At 40.1% G+C, this 1,887-nt stretch carries 4 protein-coding genes; 1 reads left to right on the top strand and 3 read right to left on the bottom strand.

Features of this window, described 5'->3' with window-relative positions; translation table 11 throughout:
- The coding region (locus tag WBJ10_RS06485) for a BlaI/MecI/CopY family transcriptional regulator (protein ID WP_424288707.1) at positions 1-293 on the bottom strand (293 nt) is incomplete at its 3' end.
- Positions 294-711: 418 nt separating this feature from the next.
- A complete protein-coding gene (locus WBJ10_RS06480; RefSeq protein WP_424288706.1) occupies positions 712-1,161 on the bottom strand; it encodes a hypothetical protein in 450 nt (149 codons plus the stop codon).
- Between the two features lie 94 nt (positions 1,162-1,255).
- On the opposite strand from WBJ10_RS06480, the gene WBJ10_RS06475 reads away from it, so the two are divergent.
- Positions 1,256-1,645, top strand: a complete 390-nt coding sequence (locus WBJ10_RS06475) for a YidH family protein (RefSeq protein ID WP_424288705.1) — start codon at positions 1,256-1,258, stop codon at positions 1,643-1,645.
- Between the two features lie 86 nt (positions 1,646-1,731).
- On the opposite strand, the gene WBJ10_RS06470 is transcribed toward WBJ10_RS06475, so the two are convergent.
- Positions 1,732-1,875 (bottom strand): DUF885 family protein, encoded by a 144-nt coding sequence (locus WBJ10_RS06470; protein WP_424288708.1) that lies wholly within the window; start codon positions 1,873-1,875, stop codon positions 1,732-1,734.
- Positions 1,876-1,887: the final 12 nt, after the last annotated feature.

Raw genomic sequence — 1,887 nt, 5'->3', positions numbered from 1 at the left:
AATGAAAACATATTCTCCACCGAATTGTCGAAATAGCCGCTAAGCAGTTTTTCGGTTGCAAAGCTTCTGTATTCTTCGATGCTGATCAATGGGAAGTAAAGGTGGCTTTTCCCGAAAGCCTCGTGATCAATGAACCCTTTGGTTTCCAGAATGCGGATAATGGTGGAAACTGTATTGTAAGCCGGTTTGGGCTCGGGCAGCTGATCTACCACGTCCTTAACAAACCCTTTCTCCAAATCCCACAATACCTGCCTGATCTGTTCTTCCGCTTTGGTTAATTCCTTTATCTCCATTTGACTTTCTTTTATTAATTACTTTTTTACCTGATTCGAATCGGTAATACTAATGTATAACTAATATTTTAGTTATACAACTAAGTAGTTAGTTATTTGTGAGATTAACATGTAAGAGGTTGTATATTAGGATGATAAATTACAAAACATATTATTTTAAACAGTAAGGCGAAGTATGAAATGGAGTAGACACCTGGATTTAACAGGGAGAAAGCAAGACGCCCATTTTAACGCAAAGGACGCAAAGGTTTTCGCAAAGGTCGCGAAGGAAGATTTCAATTTAAGAGACTTTTAAAATCTCTTAGAACACCTTTGAGCCCTTTGCGTGTACTTTGCGCCCTTTGCGGTTTATTTTTTTGTGGTATGTAGTAATAAGTTTTTCTTCCGTGGCCTCTGCGTTCAATCATATGCAGGTGTGTTATCGGTTCATCATCGTGGAAAAGAAAGGGAATCCCATCGTCATAACCACAATCGCAACCAAATAAAAAGCCAGCACAACAATTACAAGTATCCCCATGAACCGGTAATGCAGATTAAGGTATTTAAAGGCCAGGCCTATCGCATCCGAATCGTAGTTATTAATCGCAATACGGGAATGTTTTCCAAACTGATAGAGATAGTAGATGGGTATCCCATAGATAACTATCATCAGCGCAATCGGCACAATCTGCACCAGGCCTGTAAACATGACTAGATTATCCTTCGAAGATACCAGGGATCCAAATAGGAGGAACGCCGCCATAATCAAAATCATTATTCCAATCAGTACAAATCCGATAATCGATAAAAAGTTGCTCCATTTTCTGGCGCTGCGAAGGTGCTCAACGGCGGTTTCGTCGAGGTAGAGGGAAGGTGAGTCAGGTGTCATGGCTTAGGTTTTAGGTTTGGTTATTAAATATAACATTTATACCACAAGGTTTTTACCGTTATTAATGTAGCTTTTGGTAATTTTAAAACTCTCTATGGAAGAAATCAAAGCAGCACCCCGAACCAACGCTACTGATCATTTAGCAAATGAACGTACTTACCTTGCCTGGATCAGAACCAGCATAGGTGTAATGGGGTTCGGCTTTGTAGTCGTTAAATTTTCTTTGTTTACACGAGAAATCAGCGCTGCACTGGATGTAGAGGTAAGTGCAAATTCCAAAGGGTATTCTCATGCCGTCGGAACTTTGCTGGTAGCATTAGGCGCCTTAATTATTGTATTTTCCTATTTCCGCTATATGGAAACTAAAAAGCAGCTCGACAGAGGAGTCTACTTCCATTCTACTGCATTAGTCAAGATTGGGACAGTGGTAATATTTGTTGTCAGTATTTTGTTGCTTATTTATCTGGCGACAAGTGGGGTTTAGTGGTTGGGCAGCCAGGTCGGCTGAGGAATCCCTTTCAAGGAGTTCGTTATAGTAAGAGTATAATACCTGACCGCTTAAAATTCTATTCATTTTTTTAAATTTTCCTTAATAAACCTGTCAGTCATCTCTTCCAAAACAGCCAGCGTTACGGACCCATTCGAAAGGACCATATCATGAAATGCGCGTACATCAAATTTCTCCTTAAGCGCCGCTTCCGTTTTCCTTCGCATTTCAAGAATTTT

This window comes from Daejeonella sp., assembly GCF_049655485.1.
GTDB lineage: Bacteria > Bacteroidota > Bacteroidia > Sphingobacteriales > Sphingobacteriaceae > Daejeonella.
Note: the sequence above shows the minus strand (reverse complement) of the source record. Positions and strands in the feature narration are given on the sequence as shown.

What these genes read in the sequence shown, in the direction of transcription:
- WBJ10_RS06480 (WP_424288706.1), bottom strand. Translation starts at nt 1,161, where the DNA reads ATGACACCTGACTCACCTTCCCTCTACCTCGACGAAACCGCCGTTGAG.
- WBJ10_RS06475 (WP_424288705.1), top strand. Translation starts at nt 1,256, where the DNA reads ATGGAAGAAATCAAAGCAGCACCCCGAACCAACGCTACTGATCATTTA.
- WBJ10_RS06470 (WP_424288708.1), bottom strand. Translation starts at nt 1,875, where the DNA reads ATGCGAAGGAAAACGGAAGCGGCGCTTAAGGAGAAATTTGATGTACGC.